This is a genomic window from Agrobacterium tumefaciens (genome assembly GCF_031801495.1).
GTDB classification, from domain to species: Bacteria; Pseudomonadota; Alphaproteobacteria; order Rhizobiales; family Rhizobiaceae; genus Agrobacterium; species Agrobacterium tumefaciens_K.
This window is the reverse complement of sequence record NZ_JAOEGC010000001.1, coordinates 1997939-2016115: the sequence shown is the minus strand read 5'-3', so window position 1 is coordinate 2016115 and position 18177 is coordinate 1997939. Positions and strand designations below refer to the sequence as shown.

Annotated in this window: 19 protein-coding genes; 4 read left to right on the top strand and 15 right to left on the bottom strand. The window is 59.9% G+C overall.

Annotated elements, in window-relative coordinates:
* Positions 1-240 precede the first annotated feature (240 nt).
* From N7578_RS09280 to N7578_RS09260, 5 genes are all read right to left on the bottom strand, one after another.
* A complete protein-coding gene (locus N7578_RS09280) occupies positions 241-1176 on the bottom strand; it encodes a 2-hydroxyacid dehydrogenase (RefSeq protein WP_311109982.1) in 936 nt (311 codons plus the stop codon).
* 24 nt (positions 1177-1200) lie between these two features.
* Positions 1201-1932: an amino acid ABC transporter ATP-binding protein gene (locus N7578_RS09275; RefSeq protein WP_311109981.1), complete on the bottom strand. Its 732-nt coding sequence runs from the start codon at positions 1930-1932 to the stop codon at positions 1201-1203.
* On the bottom strand, positions 1913-2572 hold the full coding sequence (locus N7578_RS09270) for an amino acid ABC transporter permease (RefSeq protein WP_311109980.1): 660 nt from the start codon (positions 2570-2572) through the stop codon (positions 1913-1915). The genes N7578_RS09275 and N7578_RS09270 overlap by 20 nt, the downstream gene beginning before the upstream one ends.
* Positions 2569-3273 carry an amino acid ABC transporter permease gene (locus N7578_RS09265; RefSeq protein WP_311109979.1) on the bottom strand — a complete coding sequence of 235 codons (705 nt, stop codon included), beginning with the start codon at positions 3271-3273 and terminating at the stop codon, positions 2569-2571. The genes N7578_RS09270 and N7578_RS09265 overlap by 4 nt, the downstream gene beginning before the upstream one ends.
* A gap of 67 nt (positions 3274-3340) precedes the next feature.
* On the bottom strand, positions 3341-4144 hold the full coding sequence (locus tag N7578_RS09260; RefSeq protein ID WP_311109978.1) for a transporter substrate-binding domain-containing protein: 804 nt from the start codon (positions 4142-4144) through the stop codon (positions 3341-3343).
* Positions 4145-4442: 298 nt separating this feature from the next.
* Here N7578_RS09260 and N7578_RS09255 point away from each other — a divergent pair, with 298 nt between their 5' ends.
* Positions 4443-4763: a hypothetical protein gene (locus N7578_RS09255; RefSeq protein WP_311109977.1), complete on the top strand. Its 321-nt coding sequence runs from the start codon at positions 4443-4445 to the stop codon at positions 4761-4763.
* A gap of 159 nt (positions 4764-4922) precedes the next feature.
* On the top strand, positions 4923-5945 hold the full coding sequence (locus N7578_RS09250) for a LacI family DNA-binding transcriptional regulator (protein ID WP_311110100.1): 1023 nt from the start codon (positions 4923-4925) through the stop codon (positions 5943-5945).
* Between the two features lie 89 nt (positions 5946-6034).
* Here N7578_RS09250 and N7578_RS09245 read toward each other — a convergent pair whose 3' ends face one another.
* The 7 genes from N7578_RS09245 to N7578_RS09215 all read right to left on the bottom strand — a co-directional run bounded on the left by N7578_RS09245 (position 6035) and on the right by N7578_RS09215 (position 12954).
* Complete coding sequence (locus N7578_RS09245; RefSeq protein ID WP_311109976.1) at positions 6035-7063, bottom strand: trans-3-hydroxy-L-proline dehydratase; 1029 nt, start codon at positions 7061-7063, stop codon at positions 6035-6037.
* Positions 7064-7073: 10 nt separating this feature from the next.
* Positions 7074-8777: an aconitase X gene (locus N7578_RS09240; protein WP_311109975.1), complete on the bottom strand. Its 1704-nt coding sequence runs from the start codon at positions 8775-8777 to the stop codon at positions 7074-7076.
* A 12-nt stretch (positions 8778-8789) separates the two neighbouring features.
* The gene (locus tag N7578_RS09235) at positions 8790-10031 is read right to left on the bottom strand and encodes an FAD-dependent oxidoreductase (RefSeq protein ID WP_311109974.1); all 1242 of its coding nucleotides are present in this window, start codon (positions 10029-10031) and stop codon (positions 8790-8792) included.
* Positions 10031-10753 carry an amino acid ABC transporter ATP-binding protein gene (locus N7578_RS09230; protein WP_311109973.1) on the bottom strand — a complete coding sequence of 241 codons (723 nt, stop codon included), beginning with the start codon at positions 10751-10753 and terminating at the stop codon, positions 10031-10033. Before N7578_RS09230 ends, N7578_RS09235 begins: the two co-directional genes overlap by 1 nt.
* Positions 10746-11399: an amino acid ABC transporter permease gene (locus tag N7578_RS09225; RefSeq protein WP_311109972.1), complete on the bottom strand. Its 654-nt coding sequence runs from the start codon at positions 11397-11399 to the stop codon at positions 10746-10748. The genes N7578_RS09230 and N7578_RS09225 overlap by 8 nt, the downstream gene beginning before the upstream one ends.
* A 12-nt stretch (positions 11400-11411) precedes the next feature.
* Complete coding sequence (locus N7578_RS09220) at positions 11412-12077, bottom strand: amino acid ABC transporter permease (RefSeq protein ID WP_311109971.1); 666 nt, start codon at positions 12075-12077, stop codon at positions 11412-11414.
* A 70-nt stretch (positions 12078-12147) separates the two neighbouring features.
* Positions 12148-12954 (bottom strand): transporter substrate-binding domain-containing protein, encoded by an 807-nt coding sequence (locus N7578_RS09215; protein WP_311109970.1) that lies wholly within the window; start codon positions 12952-12954, stop codon positions 12148-12150.
* 348 nt (positions 12955-13302) lie between these two features.
* Between N7578_RS09215 and N7578_RS09210 the strand changes: the two genes are divergently transcribed.
* Positions 13303-14340, top strand: coding sequence for an Ldh family oxidoreductase (locus tag N7578_RS09210; RefSeq protein WP_311109969.1), 1038 nt, complete (start codon positions 13303-13305; stop codon positions 14338-14340).
* A gap of 173 nt (positions 14341-14513) precedes the next feature.
* Here the strand turns inward: N7578_RS09210 and N7578_RS09205 are convergent, their stop codons facing one another.
* The 3 genes from N7578_RS09205 to ftsZ form a co-directional block, all read right to left on the bottom strand.
* On the bottom strand, positions 14514-15479 hold the full coding sequence (locus tag N7578_RS09205; RefSeq protein WP_311109968.1) for a dihydrodipicolinate synthase family protein: 966 nt from the start codon (positions 15477-15479) through the stop codon (positions 14514-14516).
* Positions 15480-15587: 108 nt separating this feature from the next.
* The gene (locus N7578_RS09200; protein ID WP_311109967.1) at positions 15588-16286 is read right to left on the bottom strand and encodes a GntR family transcriptional regulator; all 699 of its coding nucleotides are present in this window, start codon (positions 16284-16286) and stop codon (positions 15588-15590) included.
* 173 nt (positions 16287-16459) lie between these two features.
* Positions 16460-17422, bottom strand: coding sequence for a cell division protein FtsZ (gene ftsZ / locus N7578_RS09195; protein WP_311109966.1), 963 nt, complete (start codon positions 17420-17422; stop codon positions 16460-16462).
* A gap of 275 nt (positions 17423-17697) precedes the next feature.
* On the opposite strand from ftsZ, the gene N7578_RS09190 reads away from it, so the two are divergent.
* The gene (locus N7578_RS09190; protein WP_311109965.1) at positions 17698-18141 is read left to right on the top strand and encodes a response regulator; all 444 of its coding nucleotides are present in this window, start codon (positions 17698-17700) and stop codon (positions 18139-18141) included.
* Positions 18142-18177: the final 36 nt, after the last annotated feature.

Sequence of the window (18177 nt, the reverse complement as noted above, 5' to 3'; positions counted from 1 at the left end):
CCGTGGTGAAACAGACTGCTGCTTCTCCAACGTCGATTTCACATCACTGGAACGCACAAGCTCCGCCTCACCGCTCACATCATATGGGTGAAGGATACTAGGGATACAGATATTATGTAAACGTGAACAGGCGCCATCAATTTGCAGGGCATATGGCGCGATAATTTGCAGTTGCCACCAGAACCGCGGGCAACAATAGCGGGTATTGCGGCAGGATCCGGCCCTGCCGCAACATCGACATCACACGACCGGCGTGGGTATAGGCTTGCCCGCAAAATGCGCGTCGAGATTGGCAAGTACAAGATCGGCCATGGCACGGCGTGTCTGATGCGTGCCGCTACCGACATGCGGGGCAAGCACGACATTTTCGAATGCAAACAGCGCTTCCGGCACGCGCGGTTCATCCTCGAACACGTCGAGCGCCGCGCCGCTGATCGCGCCGTTCTTCAGCGCCTCGACAAGCGCCTTTTCATCGACCAGCGAGCCACGCGCCACGTTGACCAGCACACCCTGCGGGCCGAGTGCCTTCAGGACATCCGCATTGACGATGTGGCGGGTATCTGCGGTCGCAGCGGCGGCAATCACCAGCACGTCGCAGTTTCCAGCCAGCTTTTCGATGCTGTCGTAATAGTCATACGGCACATCGCGTTGGGTTCTGGCGGCATAGGAGATGTGGGCGTCGAAGCCCTCCAGTCGTTTGGCAATCGCCTGGCCGATGCGGCCGAGGCCGAAAATGCCGTAGCGACGGCCGGCGACACGCGTCGCAAGCCCCATGTCACCTTTCAGCCATTGACCGGTGCGCACGTGCTGGTCGGCGCGAGGCAGCTGTCGCGCCTGGGAAAGAATAAGGCCAAGCGCCAGATCGGCGACATCGGCGGTCAGCACGTCCGGCGTGTTGGAAACACGGAAACCGCGCTTTTTGGCTTCAGCAAGGTCAACCTTGTCGAAACCGACGCCGTTGATGGCAACGATCTCAAGATTGGGCAAGCCAGCGCCGATGTCGGCCGGTAGACCGATATGCCCCCCGGTCACGATGCCGCGCACAGACGAACCCTTTTCGGCCAGAAACGCCGCCTTGTCCGCCGCTTCGAAATAACGATGCACGGTGAAGCGTTCGGCCAGTTCTTGTTCCAGCGCCGGGATGAGCGGGCACAGTTGCAGTATTTCGGTGGTCATCAGTTTTCCTTTTGCGCCGACGAACTATTTCACATCGGACTTGACGAATTGCCGGAGTTCCGGCGTTTGCGGGTTGGCGAAGAGTTCGGCGGACGGCCCATGTTCCCAGATCTTGCCCTGGTGCATGAAGATGGTCTGGGTCGCCACGCGGCGCGCAAAGCCCATTTCGTGAGTGACGAGGATCATCGTCATGCCGTCTTTGGCAAGGTTTTCCATGACCGTCAGCACTTCCTCGGTCAGTTCCGGATCGAGCGCAGAGGTCACTTCGTCGAACAGCATGACTTTCGGCCGCATGGCGAGAGAGCGGGCAATCGCCACGCGTTGCTGCTGGCCGCCGGAAAGCTGGTCCGGGTAGGAATCGAACTTCTCCGATAGCCCGACCAGTTGCAGAACCTCACGCGCGATGGACTGCGTTTCCGACTTCGCGACATCCTTGACGATGCGTGGTGCCAGCATGATGTTTTCTCCGACCGTGAGATGCGGAAAAAGATTGTAGCTCTGGAACACGATACCGACATCGGTGCGAAGCTTGCGCAGCGATTTCGCATCGCCGCCGAGGGCATGGCCGGCGATCTCGATACGGCCGGAATTGATCTTTTCCAGCCCGTTCATGCAGCGCAGCAGCGTGCTTTTTCCCGACCCCGAGCGGCCGATGAGGGCGAAGACCTCACCGCGACCGACGGTCAGCGATACGCCTTTCAGGACTTCGAGAGCGCCGAAGCTCTTGTGAACGTTCTCAACGATTACTTCCGGCATGAAGCCTCCTTTCCAGCCAACGCGACAGCTGGGACAACGGGTAGCAGACAATGAAATAGAGAGCCGCAACGGCAACGAAGACACGGAACGGTTGGAACGTGGCATTGTTGATAAGCTGCCCCGCCCGCGCCAGCTCGACGAAACCGATGATCGAGGCGATGGAGGTATTCTTGACGACCTGAACGGCGAAGCCAACAGTCGGAGGCAGGGAAATACGCATGGCCTGCGGCAGGATGACGTAGCGGTATTGCTGCGCACGGGTCATCGCAAGCGATTCCGAGGCTTCCCACTGCTGTTTTGGGACAGCCTGGATACAGCCGCGCCAGATTTCCGCGAGATAACCGGAGGCATAGACCGTCATCGACGCGCCTGCGGCAAAAAGCGGGGGCAATTCCAGTCCTGCAAGGCTGAGGCCGTAATAGGACAGGAACAGGATCATCAGCACGGGAATGCCCTGGATGATCTGGATATAGGTGCCTGCGGCGATGCGCAGCGCCTTGATATCAGAGGTACGGGCCAGTGCGATTAGGAAACCGACGATGCCGCCCCCTACGAGCGCTAGGATCGTCAGAAGCACGGTCCATTGCAGGGCCGTCAACAGGAAGCCGAATTCGCTCCAGCCGAATGTTCTGAGTGTCATGACTGTACCTCCGGCAGAGCGGTCATCGTCTTGCGGGCAACGCGGCGGCCGAACAGCCACATGCCGACCACGGCAAGGATGGCACGCAGGCAGAGCGCCAGCGCGAGATAAATGAGCGTGACGACAATGTAGACCTCGAAGGAGCGGTAGGTCTGCGATTCCACGAAGGCGGCCGCTGCGGCAAGCTCATGCGTGGAAATGGCCGAGCAGATACTGGATGCCAGCATCATCAGCACGAACTGGCTGCACAGGGACGGATAGACCTTGGCAATTGCCGGTACGATGATGACATGGCGATAGATCTGAAATCTCGTGAAACCGAGTGCCTCACCGGCCTCGATCTGCGACTTGTGCACCGCCTCGATGCCAGCACGGATGATTTCCGTTGAATAGGCGGCGAGATTGATCGTCATGCCGATCAGGGCCGCGGTATCCGCACCAACGCGTAACCCAAGGCCCGGTAAACCGAAATAGACGATGAAAAGCTGCACCAGAAACGGCGTATTGCGAATGATCTCGACGTAAGCGTCGACGATGATGCGAACAATACCGCCATTGATGGAGCGCAGGGATGCGAGAAGAATACCGAACGCACAGCCGAGGATGATGGACAGGACCGAAAGCCTGATCGTCAACCATATGCCGCTCAGCAGTTCGTTCTGATACTGGGCGAGAGCGCCGAATTGAAACGTATAGGACATGCACCACTCCGTTGACATTTCCCGGCCCGCCGAAACCGAGTCCCGGCGGGCACGCTGAAAGGCTCAATCAGAAGCTCGGCAACTGTGGCATCGGACGGCCGGTCCATTTGGTCGAGATCCGGTCGAGATCGCCCGACATTTTCATGAGATAGATCGAGGTGTTGAGCCACTGGCGTAGCTCGAAGTCCTCAAGCTTGGTCGCCATGGAATTGCCCTGCTGGAAGAAGGTGAAACCGACCTGAAGGCCAGCTTCCGGACGCTGCTTGATGATGGCTTCGCCAACGGTGGAGGGAAGCGCCACCGCATCGACCTGGCCGGCAATCAGCGCCTGCGCACTTGTGGAGTCGTCTTCATAAACAACGACTTCAAGTCCTTCGATGTTTGCCTTGCGCAGCGCCGTTTCCTGCGAGGAACCACGGTTGACCGAGACGCGCTTGCCCTTCAGGCTTTCGAGGTTTTCGAATTTCTGGCCGCCAGCGGAAATGATATCCATGTTGAAGGCGCTATAGGGCTGCGTGAACATGACGGTCTTCGCCCGTTCGCCGGTCGGCGCCAGCGTTGCGACGAGGAAATCCACCTTGCCTGTCTGAAGAGCCGGGATACGCGCGGGCGGCGTCAGCGGAACGAGTTCTACCGGCAGATTGAGGTAGGTGCCGATAAGGTTGGCAACGTCGACATCATAACCCGACGGATTGCCCTTCTCATCCACCATGCCCATGGGCGGCGCGCCGGTCAGAACGCCGATCTTCACCTTTCCTCGCGACATGATGTCGGCGATCGACACGGCATGGGCCGACGTCGTTGCGGCAAGCGAGGCCGCCGCAACACCAACGGCGACAGTCACGTTTCTCAGAAATCTCGATATGCTCATGGTTTCTCCTCCAACCCTGACAACACCACCTATCCAGAGGCGGCACAGCGAACCAAAGCAAACATAATGTTCTCGATAACATCGGAACGGTGTTTGCCCAAAACTCCTACCAAGATCGCGAAAAGACATAAAAACGGGGAATTTTCCCTGATTTTCCGCCTATTTTGGCGAGATATCGATTTTCCTCCGCTCGACACCTCTTCACATTCTTGGCAGGAGCAATAATGCATGTTATCGGTATCATTGCAAGTCCGAACTCCATATCCATTTTGTTCGGAGCATTTTCGGGAGGACAATCATGTTTACGCGCTCAGCCATTTTCGAAGGAACGATCCACCCCGGACGGGAAGAGGAGTTTTTCAGGATCGTGGAGGAACGGCTTCTGCCTGTGTGGAAACGCATGCCGAACGCGCAGGCCGTGAGGGTCATGCGCACGCAACGCACGGACCCGGATGCCGCGCCGATCATCATGGTACAGGAAATCGACTACCCCTCGATGGAGGCCGTGGAAGAAGCGCTGGTATCGCCGGTGCGCCTGGAAGGCCGCGTATTGACCGATGAGATGATGAGCATGTGCGACGGGCGTTTCTACCACCTCGTTTATAGCAGGGTCGCATAAAATCCGGTGCACGTTGCGTTTGCCCGCGCTGACGCCACGTGCTTTTCCCCCTTGTCTTCGGTATGTCTTGAACCGGAACCGGTTTTACCTTTCGGGAGACATGCCTTGGTGGAGCACACGCCCTTGGCCGCTGCGACAGTCGCATCCAAAAAAGCAACGATGAACGACGTCTCCAAACTTGCGGGCGTCTCGAAAATGACCGTGTCCCGCGTTCTGGCCGACCCTTCGCTTGTTTCGGAAGAAACCCGCCAGAAGGTGATGAAGGCCATTGAAAAGCTGGGCTATGTACCGGACAGGATTGCCGGTTCGCTCTCATCCCGCCGCACGAACTTCATCACCGCCATTCTGCCGACACTGACCAACTCCAACTTTGCAGACAGCGCACAGGGGTTGGCGAACGCCCTGCGGGCGGCCGACTACCAGCTGCTGATCGGTTACACGATGTACGATCTGCAGGAAGAGGAACGGGTCATCAAGACCATGATGGAGCGTCGTCCCGACGCCATCGTCGTTGCCGGAACCGTCCACACGAAGGCGGCAAGCGAGGTGCTGGTGCGGGCGGGGATCCCGATCGTGGAGATCTGGGACGTGCCGGAACACCCGATCGACCATGCCGTCGGCTTTTCCAACTATGAGGTGGGAAGAACGGCGGCCAAATATCTGATGTCACTCGGTTTCACGCGCATCGGCGCGCTCGGTTCCCGGGCAGATGCCGACGTGAAGGACTGGCGTGGTGAAAGCCGTCTTCTCGGCTTCGGCGCAGCCCTTCGGGAGGCTGGCCTTTCCGATGAGTTCATCACCCGCGAAGGCCACGCCCCGGTTTCATACGATCACGGCGGGAAAACACTCGGCGTCCTTCTGGAAAAAGCCCCTGATATAGAAGCCGTCTTCGCGGTGTCGGATATTTCCGCCGTGGGGGCGCTGATGGAATGTCATCGACGCAGCATACGGGTTCCCGATGATCTCTCCATTCTCGGTTTCGGGGACTTCGATATCGGCCGCCAATGTTATCCGGCAATGTCGACGATCCGCGTCGATGCGCAGATGATCGGCCGCAAGGCGGGCGAACTGCTGCTTTCCATACTGGAAGCGGAAAAAGGCGCCCCTACCCCGGAAAACGCCCGCGTCGACGTTGGTTTCGAGCTGATCGTGCGCGAGACGACAAAACGCTTAGGCGGCTGATCAGCCAGACATGAGGTACTCCCTGCTTCATTCCTGTGACGAGCACAGGAATGAGAGGAAGTTGGCGCCCGAAAGCGTTTTTACGGTCGTTACCGCGCACCCCACGTATCCGTCAGACGATAACCTTGCGGCCATGGATCGGACGGATCGAGCATGTGCTGGTGAATGCCGGTGATCCAGCCGCGCCCGGAGATTTCCGGCAGGACCGCCGGTCGGTCACCGACCTTCGTCTCACCCAGAATCCGGCCGGTAAAGGTTGAGCCGATCAACGATACTGCCGTCAGCGTCTCACCCTGTTGCATTTCGCCGCGCGCGTGCAGAACGGCCATTCGCGCTGAAAGCGCCGTACCGGTTGGCGAGCGGTCTACCTTGCCCGGCTGGATGGCTACGGCGGCGCCAGCGCGAAGCCCTTCGTCCGTGCGCTCGACGCGACCGGCAAACAGGCAGAAGGAAAAATGCCGCCAGTCCGGATTTTCCGGATGGTTGAAACCCAGCGCCTGATTGGCCGCGTTGGTAATCCGCACGCCAAGTCGGGCGATATCATGCGCCTCGTCCGGCTTCAGGCTGAAGCCCATCGCCTCGGCATCAACGATGACGAAGCTGTCGCCGCCATAGGCGGTATCGACGGTCAAGGTGCCCAGCCCCTCGACCTCCAGCGTCGCATCCAGCCGCTCGGCAAAGCTTGGCAGGTTCTGCACGAAAATACGCTCCGCCTTGCCGTTTCTGCACTCTGCACGAACCTTCACCAGCCCGCCCGGCGCTTCCAGCAGCATATGGGTTTCCGGCTCCTGCATCGGCACGATGCCGCCATCCAGCAATACGGTAGAAACGCAGATGGAGTTGGAACCGGACATGGGCGGGGTATCCTCCGGCTCCATGATGATGAAGGCGGCATCCGCCTGCGGGTGCTTCGGCGGGACGAGCAGGTTGACGTGGCGGAACACGCCGCCGCGCGGTTCGTTCAGGACGAAATTGCGCAACGTCTCATCGCGGGCGATGAAGCGGCTCTGCTCCCAGATCGTGTCACCGGGCGGCGGCTGCACACCACCGACGATCACGTCTCCCACCTCGCCTTCCGCATGGGCGGAAATGACGTGTACGGTCTTGATACTGCGCATGAATAGATCCTTATGAAAGCCAGGATGGAAGGCGGGACGTTGCGCGGCCGGTCAAGGCCGCATCGACGCATTGGGCAAGGCTGCCGAAACGGACGGCGCGACCGCTGAGGCCGGGGCCATAATGGGCGTATTTGCCCGAATTGGTCATCAAGGCGCGGGTCTTCGTTGGGAAAACCGGCTCGGAAATCGAGCACCAGCAGAGATCCGGCAGGACCTGAACGCCGCTGTCATGCAGGCTCTGCAAGGTGCCGTCTTCACGTGCCGCATCGATGACCTGCTGCCCGGCGGTGACGATGACGGCAACCTGCGGATGACGCTTCCGCCCGGCCAGAGCGCCAGCCAGCGCGTGACATTCCGCCAGCGAGGCGTGCGGGCTGCCGATGGCGACAAGCTGCACCTCATCCGGACCCTCGTTCAGCAACGACCAGCCGCCAGCCATATCGGCGCGGGTGATCCGCACGGTGTCGGCGGATGAAACGGGCTCCAGTGCCGCCTCCGGCGTCACGCCTTCGATATGCAGCATGGGTGCGGCAGATGTGGTGCCGAAGGCGGCGCAGAGCGCCTTCAGGTCATCCCGCGACGGCTGACCTGACCCAAGCCCACGCAGCAACGGAATGCAGTCTGAGGCGGCCTTACCGGCGAGATATCCGACGAGCGGCCAGAAGGCGTCATCGATGCCCTGCGGCAGTTCGACATCGATGATGCGTTGCGGGCGGCGGTTGTCTTCCAGATAGACGCCGGAAAGCGGGGCGCGACCGGTGAGCGCAATGCAGAGATCGAGAAAATCCGGGTGTTTGGCGGTACGGGCGCCAAGCACGGTATTGGCGAAGATGACGGCATTCGATTCCGCCCAGCCAATGGCCTCACCCATCTTCGGAGCACTCTCGAGCAGGTAGGGCGAACAAGTAAACGTCGGGCGACAGCCCATGCGCACGTAAGCATCTGCTAGCCGGGCCGCCGGGTCGCCGAAATCGTCCGGCACGCCCTGCGCCTGCCAGTTGGCCTTGTCGACCGAAATGGCGTTCATGGTCGTCGGTACGCGAACCTTCGCGCCCATCTCCGCCATCTTTTCCGCAAAGGTGAGATTGGCTGGGCTGGCATAAATGCAGCCGTCGATGTGGCCCTGCGTGACATCGACAAGCGACGACGCTCCCTGCTGAGCGGCCATGGCGACGATGATGCCCATCGCCTGACGAACGGCTATGCCATCGCGTCCCTCAAGCATGGCCCGGTCGTTATCGTTGAGGTCGAGATGCGCGGTGGCAGGCGGCTGTAACGGCAGTCGCAGACCGCCGCCTTCGATGGCCGTCGCGTCGACGCGAATGTCCGGGGCGGAAGAAAGCGTCGCAAAGTTTTCCGCATCGAGGCGCAGCACCGGCAAGGGCTTGCCGAACATTTCAGCAGCGATCAGCGCTCCGAGCGTCAGCACGTCCTCGGCCTCGCAGAACACCAGAGCGGCGGGCGCGCGGCCAGTCAGGATGAGGTCGAGCAGCACGCCCGACCCGGTGCACGAACCGCGGCTAGACGGCATGAACAGAACGCCGCCGGTCAGACAGCGCCCGTGCAGCGGATGATGTACATCGATGACGTTGCCGGTGGCGGGATCGACACCGCCCCAGAAGCTCAGCGCTTCGCTGGTGGCGATGACCGGTCCTTCAGCCGTGCCGGGCAGGATACTCTGCGCGGCGACATTGTTCGAAGCAGGCGAAAACATCGAAGGCTCCTGTCAAAAACGTTGTGGCGAAAACGCTCCCAGATCAACCGGCGGTTTCTGCCCGGTCAGGAGATCGGCAACGAGGCGTGCCGTTCCCGCAGATTGCGTCAGACCGAGATGGCCGTGTCCGAAGGCATAGACCACCCGCGCCGAATGCCGCGCACGGCCGATGGCCGGAAGACTGTCGGGCAAGGATGGGCGAAAGCCCATCCACTGCTTTCCGCCTTCGGCCTTCAGGCCGGGCAGGAACGCCTGCGCCTTTCTCAGAAGCGCCTCGGAGCGGGCGAAATTCGCTGGCAGCTCAAGCCCGCCGAGTTCCACCGCACCGCCGACGCGAATGCCGCTCGTAAGACGCGTGACGACAAAGCCGTGACCGCCGAACGTGACCTGCGTACGCAGATCGAACGCGCCCGCAGGCAATGTGGTATTATACCCCCGTTCGGTTTCGAGCGGGATTTTTTCACCGAGCGAACCGGCGATACGGTGCGAAAAAGCACCTGCCGCAACCACGACCCTGCCGCCCTTGCGGCTGCGTCCATCGTGGCACGATACCTCGACGCCATCGTCGAGAACACGCAGCGAGGCGACGTCCAGCCGCTCGATCATTCCACCCAAGGCCCGGAAATGCTCCGCCAGCGCAAGGGTGTAGAGTTTGGGATCAGCGATGGAATACCAGCCTGGTGTAAACGTGCCGCTGATGAAGCGCGGCGCGATGCCCGGCTGTATATCCGCCATCTGCTCGGCATTGAGATGCCGGAATTCGATGCCGTGCCGTTCACGTGCCTTCCAACCCGAAAGCGAGGCTTCGAATTCCGCCTCGCTTTCATAGACCTGAAGGTTGCCTTCCTTGCGCAGCATGGCAATCGTATCGGTCTTTTTCAGAAACGGCTCCAGCTCTGCCTTAGACAGATCCATCAGCGCCGTCTGGGCAGCGACCGAGTGCTCGACACGCGAGGCGGCGCAGGCCCGCCAGAATTTGAACATCCATGGCGCGATTTTCAGCGCATAGGCTGGCGGCACGCTTAGTGGCCCGAGCGGATCGAGAAGCCACTTCGGCGCTTTCCAGAGAATGCCCGGAGAGGCAAGCGGCAGGATATCGGTGAAGGCGAACGCTCCGGCGTTGCCAGCCGATGCGCCCGCCGCCGGGCCTTCCCGGTCGACAACCATGACCGACAGGCCGCGGGCCTGCGCGGCAATCGCCGACGACAGGCCAACGACGCCAGCCCCAATGACGATGACATCGGGGTTGGACATTATCGAACGCTCGCCAGGAACTTCTGCGTTTCGGCCTGTTGCGGTGCGCCGAAAAGCTGCTCCGGCGTGCCGATTTCAGCCATCACGCCCTGATGGAAGAAGGCGACGCGGTTGGACACATCGCGGGCGAAGGCCATTTCGTGGGTGACGCAGATCATCGTCATGCCCTCTTCCGCCAGCATTTTCAGCGTGTCGAGCACTTCGCCGACGAGCATCGGATCGAGCGCCGAAGTCACTTCGTCGAACAGCATGTATTCCGGCGACATGGCGAGAGCGCGGGCGATGGCCATACGCTGTTGCTGACCACCGGACATGCGGCTCGGATAAACCTTGAGCTTCTCGCCAAGGCCGACGTGGGTAAGCTGCCTGACGGCGATTTCCTCGGCCTGTTCCTTCGAAAGACCAAGAACCTTGCGCGGCGCCAGCATGACGTTTTCCAGCACCGTCAGATGCGGAAAGGCGTTCCACTGCTGGAAAACGATGCCGACCTTGCGGCGCAGCTTGTTGAGGTCCGTCGACCTGGCGTGAACCTCGGTGCCATCGATGACGATCCTGCCGCTGTCGATCGGCTCGAGGCCGTTGATGCAGGTCAGCAGCGTCGACTTGCCGGAACCCGAACCGCCGATGATGGTAACCACCTCACCCTTGCTGACGGTGAGGTTGATCCCTTTAAGAACCTCCAGCGGGCCGAAGGATTTGCGGACGTTTTCGATCTCAATCATTGGGGGACCACCGTCTTTCGAGATACCCGCCGAACCGGGCGATGGGGAAGCTGATGATGAAGTAGATGGCGCCGCAAATCATGAGGATCGTCAGCGGCTCCTGCAGGCGGGTCACGAGGATCTGCGACGCCCGCAGAAGCTCGATGAGGCCGAGCCACAGAACCAGCGCAGAATCCTTCATGACGCCGAGCGTCAGGCCGATCCACGACGGAAGCGAAACGCGGGTGGCGAGCGGCAGCACGATGTAGCGCATGTCCTGCGACCACGTCATGCCAAGCGAACGGCAGGCACGCCGGGTGTTGGACGGTACCGCGCCGATGCCGCCACGCACGATCTCCGTGCAATAGGCCGCCGTATAGAGCGACAGCACGACACAGGACGTCGTGAAGGGCGGCCAGCCGAGCTTCATGATCGACTGCAGTGCGTTGCCAAGGACAAGCTGTATGAGCAGCGGCACCGAACGGAAGATATCCAGCACGAACGTCAGAGGCAGCGACCAGTAAGCGCCGAGCTGGAAGCGGATGATACCGAAGATGATCCCCATGACGGTGCCTGCCGTAACGGCAATTGCCGTAACGGCAAGTGTCATGCCAGCGCCCTTGGCAAGAAAGGCGAGATCACTCCAGGTGAGAGCGGTTTCAAACATGGCTCACCTCTCTCAGTAACGGAACAGACGCCATGCCAGCAGGCGTGCGGCAAGCGTGACGATCTTGGCGATCACGTAATAGATGACCGCGGCAAGCGCAAAGAATTCGAAGGTACGGAACGAACGGGCATTCAGAGCCTGCGTGACACCGGCCAGATCCGTGTTCATACCCACGGTGACGCCAAGCGAGGTCATGAGAATGGCCCAGACCATCTGGTTCGTGGCAGGCAGGAAGGCGACGCGCAGCATCTGCGGCACAATGATGAGACGGAAGGTCTGCATCGACGTCATGCCCAGCGAGCGGCCGGAACGGGTCTGCGTATCGGGAATGGCTTTCAGCGCGCCGCGGAAGTTCTCCGCCAGATAACCGGCGTTGTTGAAGGCGATACCAACCAGAAGCGCCGTATAGGGGCTGAGGTGGATGCCGAAATTGCCAAGGCCGAAATGCGCCATGTAAATCTGGAACAGGGCCGGTGTGTTTCGGGCGACCTCGACCCAGACGGAGGCAAATGCTCCGAGAAGGCGGTTGCCCGAAAGCCTGAACAGCGTCAGCAGGATCGCGCATGCCAGACCGATCACCATCGACAGGATCGCGATCTGGAGCGTCACCACCGCACCGTCCAGAAGCTGCGGCAGAGCCTTCAGCGCCTGGTTCCAGTGGAACGTGTAGTTGAACATAACTGTCTCACCTTTCAGAAACGATCAACGGCGCGATCAATGTGACCGCGCCGTTTTCGAAAAGTTCTGATCAGCGATAGACGCCGTTGACCGCAAGCGAAGGAACCTCGCCGCCAACCCACTTTTCGTAGAGTTCGGCATAACGGCCGGTGCGGACCTGCTGGTTGATGAACAGGTTCAGGTAGTTGATAAGGCCGTATTCTTCGCGGTTGGTGAACAGTGCAACATAGTCGATGTCATAGGGAGCCTTGCCGACAACGGAAATGCCGCCAAACTTGCCGCTCTTGACGTTGGACTGCGCAACGGTCGAGGTCGAGACGGTTGCGTCGATCTGGCCCTGGCTGAGCGCCAGGAAGACATCTGCCTGGGTCTGATAAGGACGGAACTCGCCGACGCCCCATTCCTTGACGGTCTTTTCGAGCGCGATGGCTTCGAACGTGCCGGCCGTAGCACCGACAGTCTTGCCCTTCATGTCCTCGAAGGACTTGATGCCAGACTTTTCGTTCGCCGTCACAGCCATTTCAAAGGCGAAGTAAGGCACGGTCATGCCAACCGTCTTTGCACGCTCTAGCGTGTCCGACGTGGATGCAACGCCAACATCGACGCGGCCGGACATCAAAGCAGGAATACGCTCCGGGAACGGAGTTTCGACGATTTCAGCCGTAACGCCGAGCGCCTTGGCAAGATCGTTGCAGTAATCGACATCGAAACCTTCAGGGTTGTTGTTCGCATCGCGCGAACCCATGGGCGGGAAATCCAGCACCACCGCGCAGCGCAGCGTTCCCGAGGAAATGATGTCGTCCAGCTTGTCGGCCTTGGCCGGAGTCATAGCGGATGCGGCGGCCAGAAGGCCGGCGAAAAGGACCGTTTTTGTCATTCTTGATTTGCTCCCAGCAATTGGTCTGCCCTTGAAGGCGAGGTCACTATTTCCTCAAGAAAATTAGAAATCAACATAAAAATACAAAACGTATACAAAAAGAATTTTTTTAGAGGCGACCTACATCGTTGCCGCGTATCAGCTAATTCGCATTAACTGATTGATAACAAGCACCGTTCTTCTAGGTTGGCACTCTGACCGAGAGACGCAGACTGTCGCCATCGGAAGCCGGGAAATGGACATGGGAACAGCCTTTCCAGCTACGTCAATAAAAACGGAAGTTGCATCGACTTCCGCTTTGTATACTTTATGTATTCAGCAACAAAGCACGCTACTCCAGGGGTACACATGAACGACACGACACTTCTTACCGTCGCCGAACTCGCAGAACGGGTCGAGGCCATTTTCCACAAGGCCGGATTGAACCCGGTTCAGGCTGGAGCGCTTGCAAGAGTTATCGTGGCAGGCGAGCGCGATGCCTGCAAATCACACGGCATCTACCGAATCGAGGGGGCGTTGCGCACCGTCAAGGCAGGTAAAGTAAAGGCAGACGCCCTGCCCGCGATCATTGCCGATGAGGCTTCGGCTATCGTCAAGGTCGATGCTGCGGGCGGCTTCGCCAATCCGGCATTCGAACTTGGGCTGCCGGTTCTGGTGGAACGCGCCCGCAAGCTCGGCCTTGCCGCCCTCGTCATCAACGACTGCACGCATTTTTCGGCACTCTGGCCAGAAGTCGAGGGACTGACAGACAATGGCCTTGCCGGTCTGGTCATGTGCCCGAGCTACGCCACCGTTGCGCCAACCGGTGGCAACAAGCCACTGCTCGGCACCAACCCCTTCGCCTTCGGCTGGCCGCGCAAGGATGCGGCGCCATATGTCTTCGACTTCGCCACCTCGGTTGCTGCGCGTGGCGAAATCGAGCTTCACCGGCGCGCCGGGAAACCTCTGCCGGACGGCTGGGCAATCGATGCGGACGGCAATCCGACCACCGATCCGGACGCAGCGCTCGCTGGTGCCATGCTGCCCTTCGGCGGACACAAGGGTTCGGCCATCGGCACGATGATCGAGCTGCTCGCCGGGATCATGATCGGCGACCTGACAAGCCCAGAGGTGCTGGATTATCTTGGAACAACGACGCTCGCGCCATTCCACGGCGAACTGATCATCGCCTTCTCACCGGAAGCCTTCGCCAAGGGCCGTCCCGGCGACCCCTTCCAGCGCGCCGAAGTGCTGTTCGAGGCGATTGTAGGCCAGGGTGCCCGCCTACCGTCGGGACGTCGCTTTGCCGCCCGCGCCAAATCCGAAAGCGAAGGCATCGCGCTGACGGCCGCGGAAATGGCCGGATTGAACAACCTTATGGAAAAGGGACTGGATGCGGTTTCCTGACCACATCGAACCCTGTCAAAAGGAAAAGCCCCGCGAAAGCGGGGCTTTTGGTTGAGGCACGGCCTCTTGGAGTGCTCAACCTCATCCTCGCCCTTGAGGAAAGGTTTACGCGCCTTCTTTACGCCAGCATAAAGGCCCGCGATGCGGGCCTCCATTTTCACGTCAGCGATGGCTCAGGCAGCCTTGCAGGTCTGCACGGCGCCCGGCTGCTTGCTCCAGTCGGCGTACCAGCTGTTGAACAGCTTGAACTGGGCTTCGACATAACCGCGCTGGCTGTCGGAAAGAACATCCGTCTCGTTGAAGTGCAGCGTGTATTCCTTGTCGCCCTTCAGCACCATCATGTGCTTGAAGTAGAGAACGAGGTCCGGGCCTTCGTCGAAGGAGGACAGCACGGCAAGCGCCTGTTCCAGTTCTAGCGCCCGGGCGCGGGCATCCGCATCACCCTTCACAGCGGCCTGCGACAGGTTGCACAGGTGGATGACTTCCTTCGGCAGAACGTTGCCGATACCGGTAATGGCGCCGGTTGCACCGCAGTTGACGAAGCCATGGAACACGGCCGTATCGACGCCGATCATCAGTGTGACCTCATCATCGCGGCTGGTGATGTTTTCAGCGGCGTAACGCATATCCGCCGGACCGCCGAACTCCTTGAAGCCGAGGAGGTTCTTGTGCTCCGCACGCAGCGCGAAGAAGAGATCGGCGCGCGTGGCAAAGCCGTAATAAGGGCTGTTGTAGATGACCGCGGGGATATCGGGCGCTGCCGACAGGATAGCCTTGAAATGCGCCTTCTGGGCAGCGATGACCGAACCGCGGGACAGGACGCGCGGAATGACCATCAGACCCTTTGCACCAACCTTCTGGGCATGGGCGGCATGCGCGACGGCGGAGGCCGTGTTGACCGCGCCCGTGCCGACGATGACCGGAACGCCGGCCTTGACCAGACGCTCGACGCCTTCCATGCGCTGCGCGTCCGTCAGGAGCGGCCAGTCACCCATCGAGCCGCAATAGACCACGGCAGACATGCCGTCCGCGATCAGTTCCTTGCCCTTGCGGACAAGAGCGTCGAAATCAGGGGTGCGGTCTTCCTTGCAGGGCGTCATCAGCGCAGGGATCACACCGGAGAAAATGCTGGCGGTCATTACAAGCTCCTCATGGACATTTTTCTAGGAATGGACGCAGGCTCGCGCCACCCTCTCGAAGGACACATTATCGTCTTGTATTTTATTTGTCGACAAGAAATCGACAGGCTAGAGACTTATTTCCAGACGCTCTTCCCGCACGAGCAGTTTCTGCACCTGACGCACGATCTGCTCCGCATGTTCACGGGCGAGCTTTTCCGAAAGCGCGATGTCCCGCGCCGCGATCGCAGCGATCATTTCATCATGATCGTCAACGAAACGCTGTGGCAGACGATCTTCGTACGACTGATAATAAAGACGCAAGATACGGCGCCCCTCGTCCAGCAGTCGCTTGAACAGGCTGATGAAATAGGGATTGCGACCGGCTTCGGCGATGGCAAGGTGAAGTGCTGCATTGGTGGAGATCATTGCCAGCGCATCCTGCTTCTCGACGGCAATGGCGAATTCCGCCTGATGCGCCCGGATCCCGACAAGATCTTCCGGGCGATGATACTGCGCCGCAAGCTGCGTCGTGACGCGGTACATCAGCACGAGCGCGTCGAAATAGGTATGCATGTTGAGGAAGTCGATGTTCGACACCATGGTCGACCGGTTCGGCAGCGTGTCGATCAAGCCCTCGCCAGAAAGCCTGACCAGCGCCTCGCGAATGGGGGTTCGCGACATCTTGAACCGTTCCGCAAGCTGCACCTCATCGATGGGACTGCCCGGCGGCAGAACCAGATCGAGGATTTCATCGCGCAGCAGATCATAGACCATCTTGACGCCAGAGCCGCGCTTGCGCTCGGCAGAAGCAATTGTATCGTTCATCATCACATCCCTCTTGTCGACATAAAGAGTACGACTATATTTTTTTTCGATCAACGCTGCGAAAGCACCCTCCACGGCTTATCGCGAAACATTCGTGCGGAAGAAACAAAAAAGCCGCCGCGAAATGATCCGCGACGGCTCGCTTCAGTTCGTAAAATTGCCTGCGATCAGGATCAGTTCCTCAGACCCGTCGCGACGACGGAGATCTTGAAACCGCCATCGAGCGACGGATCGAAGGATGCGCCCATCACGACATCCGTCTCTTCGCTGACGGCTTCACGCACCAGCGTCATGGCTTCATCGATCTCATAGAGCGTCAGATCGTTGCCGCCGGAAATCGACACCAGCGCACCGCGTGCTTCCTTCAGCGACGGCTCGCCCAGCAGCGGATTGGCGATGGCGGCGGCGGCAGCTTCCGAGGCGCGCTTCTCGCCCTTGGCCATGGCGGTCCCCATCAGCGCACGCCCGCCATTCTTCATGACGTACCGGACATCGGCGAAATCGAGATTGACCAGGCCTTCGCGCAAAATGAGATCGGTAATGCAGCGAACACCCAGCGACAGAACCTTGTCTGCAGTCTTCAGCGCGTTTTCGAACGTCGTTCCCGCGTCAGCAATGCGCAGCAGGTTCTGGTTCGGAATGACGATGACGGTATCCGCGGTGTTAAGGAGGTTGGCAAAGCCCTGCTCTCCCGCCCGCATGCGCCGCGCGCCCTCGAAGCTGAAAGGCAAGGTCACGACGCCGACCGTCAGGATGTTCTTCGCCCGGCAGGCCTCCGCAATGACCGGCGCTGCACCCGTGCCGGTGCCGCCCCCCATGCCCGCGGTGATGAAGCACATGTCGTAACCGCTCAGGTGATCCATGATCTCATCGAGGGAATCGATCGCCGCCTGCCGTCCGACCTGAGGATCCGCACCAGCGCCCAGACCACCCGTCAGCTCCGAGCTGAGCTGGACCAGACGCGGTGCATTGGTTTTCTTCAGCGCCTGCGCATCCGTATTAGCCGCGATGAAATCGACGCCGCCAATGCCTTCGGCGATCATGTTGTTGATAGCGTTTCCACCGCCGCCGCCAACGCCGACAACGGCGATATTAGGCGTATTACGGGCTATGGAAGCGTGCGGGGACTGGCTCATCGTCGTGTTCTCTTTTCTAGATCTTCTGGATTCCGGCATTTAACCTGTCGGAATGCCTGCGGAAAAAGGCGAAAGTCCGGTAGCACGCATATTCCTCCGACCACTTCCCCCGGATGAAAACCGAACCGAATCAACTGTTTCGCTTTGGCCGGTGATAGCTGAAAACGTAAGCCGTTTACACTCCATTCACCATGTTTCTCTCAATTTGGAACGACCTGCACCGAAAGGTGTTTGCTTTCCGCAGATGCAAGCAAGCACAGAATGGAGGCGAGCATATGTTGGCAGACGTCCTGCATCGCGGAAGCGAGTTCACCGTCAGACAGCCGCGGGTCCTGATTGTCGAGGACGAATTCCTGATCGCCATGGACATCGAGGATTCCATTCTTCAGGCCGAAGACGACGCCGATGTGATCGGCATAGCCAACCGGCTGGACCAGGCCGTCGCCCTGGGCCGGAACGCCGATATCGCCTTCGTCGACGTCAACCTCGCGGACGGTCAGACCGGCCCGGAAATCGGCAGGCGCCTCTCGGAAGAGCATGGCGTGATCGTTATATTCATGACCGCCAACCCGGAAGTCGTCGTCAATCTCGGCATTGGCGTCGGCGTTATTTCCAAGCCCGTGCCGTTCGATGCCGTCGAACAGTGCCTGTCCTACGCGCTGGCCAGACGAACCGGAACGCGGGCAGTCACACCCATCGGGATGATGGCTTTCGATTAGAAGACAACGTCCGGGAAAATAAAAAAGCCTGCCGCG